The sequence below is a fragment of the Tannerella forsythia genome, from assembly GCF_003860135.1.
In the GTDB taxonomy this organism is placed as follows: Bacteria; Bacteroidota; Bacteroidia; order Bacteroidales; family Tannerellaceae; genus Tannerella; species Tannerella forsythia_A.
In genome coordinates this window covers 21641-29340 of record NZ_RQYN01000037.1, presented here as the reverse complement: position 1 = coordinate 29340, position 7700 = coordinate 21641, and the positions used below count along the sequence as shown (strand labels likewise).

The window sequence follows — 7700 nt, the reverse complement described above, 5'->3', positions numbered from 1 at the left end:
TCCATGAATGCAATTATACAACTTTTTTCCGGATCCTGATTTATGGGTTACCCACACGATTCAACACAGACCCAATGTTTATTTGTTGAGTTGTTGGCCGGCTGACCGCTGAAGGCTGACCGCTGAAAGAGCGAAATAATTCAGCCCAATGCAAAGCGTTGGGGAAAAAGGCATCGTATTTCGTCGGAGGGCTGTAAGCCTGACATATTCCAATTGTTAATGGTTCATTGTCAATGGTTATGTATGGTACACGCCGAATCATGTACCCGGTATGACAATTAACAATTGACAATTAACAATTAAATAATGGTAAACGCCGAACTGTGTATCGCGTAATTTGGGTTAAGATCAAACCGGCGATTTTAAAAAGTAAGTACAAGTAACAGATACGGGAAGCGGAGAGGCTTTTTTCTGTCGCTTACGGATGTTTGCGTACAAGCACCTTGTCGATACGGGCACGATCCATGTCCACAATCTCAAAATCGAAACACTGCCAGCTGAACGTCTCGCCCGTTTTCGGCACATGTTCGAGCAGTTCGAGAATCAGCCCGCTGAGAGTGTTGTAATCATAGTCCGCATACAAATCGGCCATATCGAAATATTCGAGGAAGTTATAGAACGAATATTGTCCGTCGACAAGCCAGCTATTGCCTCCGGCACGTTCTCTGATTTCGGGTTCTTCGTCGATGTCGGGCAATTCGCCGATCAGCGCTTCGACGATATCTTTGAGAGTGACGATGCCTTGAATGCCCCCGAACTCGTCGGTGACAAGGCCATACTTGACCCGTGCGTTCTTAAACTGTTCGAGCGCATTATAGACGCTCTGGCTTTCGGGCACGAACTGTGCCGGCCGCAATACCTGCGAGAGCGAAAAGCCGGACTGGTCGATCTTTCCGAATAAGTCTTTGAGAAACACAACCCCGACAATGTTGTCGAATTTCCCGGTGGCTACGGGATAAACATTAAATAGATTTTCTTTCACAGTTTGCCGGATCGTGTCGAGTGAGTCGTCCGTATTAAGCCAGATCAACTCGCTGCGATGAGTCATGATCGATCCGACATCACGGTCTCCCAATGTAAAGACACGTTCTACAATGTCTTGCTCCACATCTTGTACCTCTCCACTGTCGAACCCTTCGCGCACAATCGCCTTAATCTCGTCCTCCGTCACCCGGTTCTCTTCGGAGCGGTTCAGCCCCAGAAGCACCATCAGCCCTCGGGTGCTTTTGGATAGCAGCCAGACAACAGGCGACGCGATCTTCGACACCACGTTCATCGGCTGAGCCACGAGTTTGGCCACCTGTTCGGCAAAGTTCATGCCGATACGTTTGGGCAGCAATTCGCCCAATACCAGTGTGAGGTAAGTCACGATGACAACAATCGTCAGCTTCGAAATGGCCAGCGCATACGGTGCGAGTGCCGGCACGCCTTTCAGTGCTTCGGCAAGATCGGCCGCGAAAGCCTCACCCGAAAACAACCCCGTCAAGATACCGACCAGCGTAATGCCGATCTGAACGGTCGACAAAAACTTATCCGGATTATGCGCCAGATCGAGTGCCGTCTGAGCGGACTTTTTTCCTTTTCGCGCCTCCGATTCAAGACGCGCCTTACGCGCCGAGACGAGTGCGATTTCGGCCAGCGAGAGCAAACCGTTCAGCAAAATAAGTCCCAGAATGACGACTATTTCCATGGCGACAAATGGCTGTTTTTCGCCAGCCCGCCTTCGGCCGTTTCCTTATACAGGCTGGGAATGTCGTGTCCCGTTTCTTTCATCACCTCGACCACACGATCGTAGCTGACACGATGGTTTCCGTCGGAATAGATCGCGTAGACGTTCGCATCGAGTGCCCGGGCTGCTGCTACCGCGTTACGTTCGATGCAGGGCACCTGCACCAGCCCGCATACGGGGTCGCACGTTAGTCCCAGATGATGCTCCAGCGCCATCTCAGCCGCGTATTCGATCTGCCCCGGCGTACCGCCGAAGAGCTGACACGCGGCCGCCGCGGCCATGGCACAAGCCACACCGACCTCGCCCTGACAACCGACTTCGGCACCCGAAATCGAGGCTTTCTCTTTCGCAATATTACCGAACAACCCGGCCGTGGCTAACGCACGCAAAATCCGCACTTCGCGAAAATCGTGTGCCTTGTAAAGGTGATACAGGACTGCCGGCAGAACTCCGCTCGACCCGCAGGTAGGGGCCGTAACGATCCGTCCGCCCGAAGCGTTCTCTTCGGAAGTGGCCAGCGCATACGCATAGATGTTGCCGCGCGAATTGAGACTCCCGGTGTAGCCCTTGGCCTTGACGTAATACGTCGCGGCCTTGCGACGCACCCCGATGCCGCCGGGCAAGACGCCTTCGTTATTGAGACCGCGATCGATCGCTTCGCACATCACATGCCAAACCTCCCTCAGGTAATCCCAGATTTCCGGGCCTTCGCACTGTTCGACATATTCCCAAAAAGAACAGCCGTCCGTCTCGCACATTTGAAGAATGTCGGCAATCGTAGTCAACGGATAGATATCGTTCGTCACACGCTTCGTCTCTTCATTCGCCAATGCTCCTCCTCCGACACTGTAAATCGTCCATTGATCCTTCACGTCCCCTTCCCAAAGAGCTTCAAACAGCATCCCGTTCGGATGAAAAGGCAGAAAAACATCGGGTCTCCAGATTATTTCGGTGGGTGCCACCGGCTCCAATACGTCGAGAATCGCCCGATCGGTCATGTGACCGCGGCCCGTGGCGGCCAAACTGCCGTAAAGCGTCACTCGGAAAGACGATGTTCGGGGGGCTCGCTCCAAGAACAGACGAGCAGCTTTTTGAGGTCCCATGGTGTGACTGCTCGACGGACCATTCCCTATTTTATAGAGTTCTCTTAAGGATTTCATATTTCTTTTTCGCCGCGCAAAGATATAAATTTATTTTTTACCTTTGCTGGCTGAAAAATTATAAGCACGCACAATAAGTAATGATTGAAAAAATTAAGGCGCTGTTGCAGGAAGTAGAACGGCTGAAAGCCGATAATGCCGAAGAACTGGAGACGCTACGTATCCGATACTTAAGCAAAAAGGGAGAAATTAACGCCCTGATGAACGATTTTCGAGATGTGGCGGCCGACCGGAAACGCGAAGTCGGGAAGTACCTGAATGAATTAAAAGAAGCCGCTCAGCAAAAGATCAATCAACTGAAAGAGCAGTTCGAGCAGACCGCCGAAAATACTGACGGCTACGATATGACACGGACGGCTTACCCGGTTACGCTGGGTACCCGTCACCCTCTCTCGATCGTGCGGAAAGAAATCTGCGACATCTTTGCACGGCTCGGCTTCAGCATTGCCGAAGGACCGGAGGTGGAAGACGACTGGCATGTCTTTTCATCGCTCAACTTTGCCGAAGACCATCCGGCGCGTGACATGCAGGATACGTTCTTTATCGGACATGCCCCCGATGTATTGCTGCGCACACACACTTCGTCCGTACAGTCGCGGGTGATGGAGAAAACACAACCGCCTGTGCGCATCATCTGTCCCGGACGCGTTTATCGCAACGAGGCGATCTCGGCACGCGCTCACTGTTTCTTCCATCAAATCGAAGGACTGTATGTAGACCGAGACGTTTCATTTGCCGACCTGAAACAGGTGTTGCTCTTCTTCGCCAAAGAGATGTTTGGGGCCGATACGCAAATCCGCTTGCGTCCGTCGTATTTCCCGTTCACCGAACCGAGCGCCGAGATGGATATCACGTGCCACATCTGCGGTGGACACGGATGCAATATCTGCAAACATACCGGGTGGGTAGAGATTCTCGGTTGCGGGATGGTAGACCCGAATGTCCTCGATCTGTGCGGCATCGACAGCCGGGTTTACTCCGGCTATGCCTTGGGAATGGGAATCGAACGGATCACCATGCTTAAATACCGGATCAACGATATCCGCTTGTTTTTTGAAAACGACATCCGGTTTCTGCGTCAGTTCGAAGCGGCTCATTAGAGGCTGCTCGCATACATACATACATATATACGACTGCTTATTTCCCGTAACGATGAGAAAAGAAGAACGATATCGGGGTGTCATCGGATGGTTTGAGCAACACATGCCGGTTGCCGAGACGGAGCTGAAATACGCAGATCCGTTTCAGTTGCTGGTCGCTGTGATTCTCTCGGCACAATGTACCGACAAACGGGTGAACATGATTACCCCAGCCCTGTTCGAAACCTATCCTACAGCGCAAGCGATGGCCGGCTCTTCGCCCGAAGAAGTGTTCGAATATATTAAAAGCGTCTCCTATCCGAATAATAAATCAAAGCATCTTGTCGGCATGGCACAGATGCTGGTCGATCGATTCGGGGGGGAGGTGCCTGCCGACACGGACGAGTTGCAGAAACTGCCGGGCGTCGGACGGAAGACGGCCAACGTTATCGCCTCCGTACTCTTCGATCAGCCGCGCATGGCCGTCGACACCCATGTATTCCGTGTGGCTAACCGCATCGGCCTGACCTATCGGAGTAAAACACCCTTAGCCACCGAAAAGGAGCTGATCAAACATATCCCCGAGCATCTGATAGCCAAAGCCCATCATTGGCTCATCCTGCACGGACGGTACATCTGTATCGCCCGCCGCCCCAAATGCGAACTCTGCGGACTGACGCTTTGGTGCAGAACATACGCGCAACCCCAAACCGCATCCGAAGGTTAACCTAATATTAACGTTAAGATTGCGTAATATAACGTTCCGTTAACGTTGAGATTGACGAACGGTTTATATCTTTGTCAAAATTTTTTCAAACACATAAAATTCAGAACAGATGAAAGCACATTTCAAACACATGATGCTGCTGCTTGCCCTCTTTGCAAGCATAACGACGCTCAAGGCGCAACAGATGCCCCCGATTCCCGTCGATAAAGGCGTGCGTATCGGTCAATTGGAGAATGGACTGACGTATTACATCCGCGCCAACAAACGCCCCGAGAACCGGGCGAATTTTTATATCGTACAGCGCGTAGGCTCCATTCAGGAAGAGGAAAGTCAGCGCGGTTTGGCTCATTTTCTCGAACACATGGCGTTCAACGGCACTAAAAACTTCCCTGCTGGCGATGACGGAAAAAACATGATCTCGTATCTCGAGACGATCGGCGTGAAATTTGGTGCTAACCTCAACGCCTATACGAGCATGGACGAGACGGTCTACAATATCAACGACGTCCCGACAACGACTGCAGGGGCCGTAGACTCCTGTCTGCTGATCTTGCACGACTGGTCGAACGCCCTGCTTCTGCGCGAGAAAGAAATCGACAAAGAGCGTAAAGTCATTCACGAAGAATGGCGTACACGACGCAATGCTTCGCAACGGATGATCGACTCGATCGCACCGGCAATCTTCAAAGATAGCAAATACGCTCACCGCATGCCGATCGGTCTGATGAGCGTGGTCGACCATTTCGAGCCGCAAGTGCTGCGCGACTATTATCATAAATGGTATCGCCCCGACCTGCAAGGTATCATCGTGGTAGGCGATATCGACGCGGAAGAAATCGAGAAGAAAGTGAAGACCCTCTTCGGCGGCATTTCCAAACCGGTCAATCCGGCGGAACGCGTTTACGAGCAGATACCCGACAATGACGAGCCGATCGTTACCGTTGCGACAGACAAAGAGTTGTCGAGCAACAACGTGATGATCGCTTTTAAGAGAAACGTTATTCCGAACGATCGAAAAACGACCATGGATTATCTGGTCTTTCGTTTTGCCACACAGATGATCAGTCAGATGTTGAGCGATCGTTTGCAAGAAATGCTTCAGCAGGAAAATCCGCCGTTCGCTTTTGCTACGGTAATGAACAGTTCTTACTTCGGCGTGCATACGAAAGATGCGTTGCAACTCGTGGGCGTCAGCCGTCCGAAAGAGGCCGAATTAGCTATCGCTACGTTGCTGCGCGAAACCAAACGCGCCCATGATTTTGGCTTCACCGAGGGTGAATATGAACGTGCCAAGGCCAACTATCTGAGCGGAATAGAAAAACGCTATAACGAACGCGAAAAGCAACTGAACGGCTATTACGTGCAGCAATACGTGCAACATTTCCTTAAAAACGAACCGATCCCTTCTATCGAAGATGAGTATAACGTCATGAGCCAGATGATTGTCCCGAATATTCCGGTAGCGGCGATCAATCAGATCATGCAACAGATTATCACCGATAAAAACCGGGTAGTCGTTTTGATGGGTAACGATAGCGAAAAAGCGACTTTCCCCTCCATCGACCGGATACATCAAATCATTAAGGAAATAGATAGCGAGAAACTGGAAGCATATACCGATAAGACTATACAGGAGCCTCTGCTTGCAGAACTCCCCGAGAAAGGAAGCATCACGGCCGAAACGACGGATGCCGAACGCGGCGTAACGGTATGGACCCTCTCGAACGGAGCGAAAGTAGCCGTTAAAGAAACCGATTTCAAGCAAGATGAAATCTTAATGTCGGGTTTTGCTTTCGGAGGAACATCGGTCATCGGAAACGAGCATCTGGCCGAAATCAAGTTGATGAATGAGATCGTTCCGGAAGGCGGACTGGGTAATTTCAGCGCCACCGACCTCAAAAAGGCCTTGTCCGGCAAGCATGTCAGCGTGGGTACGAGTGTCGGTCAATACAGCCAGAGCGTTAACGGCACTAGCAATGTCAAAGACTTGGAAACGATGATGCAACTTCTTTATCTGAAATTTGCGGCCGTTCGCAAAGACGACACAGCTTACAAGTCGATCGTTGGACGCCTGAAAGGAATCTTGCCGATGCTGATGAATAACCCGGACTTTATCTTTAACGATTCTATAATGGGGACTGTTTATATGAACAATCCGCGCATGTCAATGCCGACCGTCGAAGAAATCGATGCCTGCAACTACGACACCCTGCTCGACTTGTATCGCGCACGCTTTGCCAACGCGGCCGACTACACGTTCACCTTCGTGGGTAACGTTTCTCCGGCACAACTCAAACCGCTCGTGGAGCAATATATCGCTTCGCTGCCCGGTATCAAAAGCAGTACGATGTACAACAAAAACAGCGTGCCCGAACGTAAAGGGTTATACAACAATCATTTTGTGCGAAAAATGGAAACGCCCAAAGCCACAACGGCTATCCTGTATTCGGGCGAAATGGCTTACACGCCGGAGAACATTATTCGTATGAGCGCATTATCCCAACTGTTCCAGATGGAATTTACAGACAAGATTCGCGAAGAAAAAGGCGGAACATACGGTGTAGGTGTACAGAGTGACGTCCAGAAGATTCCGTACGAAGGCTTCTCGCTGCAATTCAGATTTGATACCGACCCGGCCCGCCGCACGGAACTCGTTGATGCCATCAACGACGTAACGAAGCGACTGCAAACAGAAGGTCCCGACGCCCAAATGCTGCAGAAAGTAAAAGAATTTATGCTGAAACAGCATGCCGATAACCTGAAAGAGAATAGCTATGCACGGCGTAACTTGCAGGAATATCTGGTTCATGGTATTGACCGTGAAAAAGATTTCGTTAAGCACGTAAATAATCTGTCGATCGCATCGCTGCAACAGTTCACCGACGAACTGCTGAAACAGAATAACCGCATCGAAGTGTCGATGAGCAGCCAAGAATAAAATTTCCGTAACAAGGAAAAACAAAAGAGGGTGTGTCAAAACGCAATGTTTGGGCACGCCCTCTTTA

The 7700-nt window shown here is 50.8% G+C and carries 5 protein-coding genes; 3 read left to right on the top strand and 2 right to left on the bottom strand.

Annotated elements, in window-relative coordinates:
- Nucleotides 1-418 precede the first annotated feature (418 nt).
- On the bottom strand, nt 419-1690 hold the full coding sequence (locus EII41_RS09640) for a hemolysin family protein (protein WP_124790419.1): 1272 nt from the start codon (nt 1688-1690) through the stop codon (nt 419-421).
- The gene (locus EII41_RS09635) at nt 1681-2889 is read right to left on the bottom strand and encodes an L-serine ammonia-lyase (RefSeq protein WP_124790418.1); all 1209 of its coding nucleotides are present in this window, start codon (nt 2887-2889) and stop codon (nt 1681-1683) included. The genes EII41_RS09640 and EII41_RS09635 overlap by 10 nt, the downstream gene beginning before the upstream one ends.
- Nucleotides 2890-2969: 80 nt before the next feature.
- Here EII41_RS09635 and pheS point away from each other — a divergent pair, with 80 nt between their 5' ends.
- The 3 genes from pheS to EII41_RS09620 all read left to right on the top strand — a co-directional run bounded on the left by pheS (nt 2970) and on the right by EII41_RS09620 (nt 7633).
- The gene (pheS, locus tag EII41_RS09630) at nt 2970-3989 is read left to right on the top strand and encodes a phenylalanine--tRNA ligase subunit alpha (RefSeq protein WP_124790417.1); all 1020 of its coding nucleotides are present in this window, start codon (nt 2970-2972) and stop codon (nt 3987-3989) included.
- Between the two features lie 52 nt (nt 3990-4041).
- Entirely contained in the window at nt 4042-4695 is a 654-nt protein-coding gene (gene nth, locus EII41_RS09625; protein WP_124790416.1) for an endonuclease III, read from the top strand.
- A 133-nt stretch (nt 4696-4828) separates the two neighbouring features.
- Nucleotides 4829-7633, top strand: a complete 2805-nt coding sequence (locus EII41_RS09620) for a M16 family metallopeptidase (protein WP_124790422.1) — start codon at nt 4829-4831, stop codon at nt 7631-7633.
- Nucleotides 7634-7700: the final 67 nt, after the last annotated feature.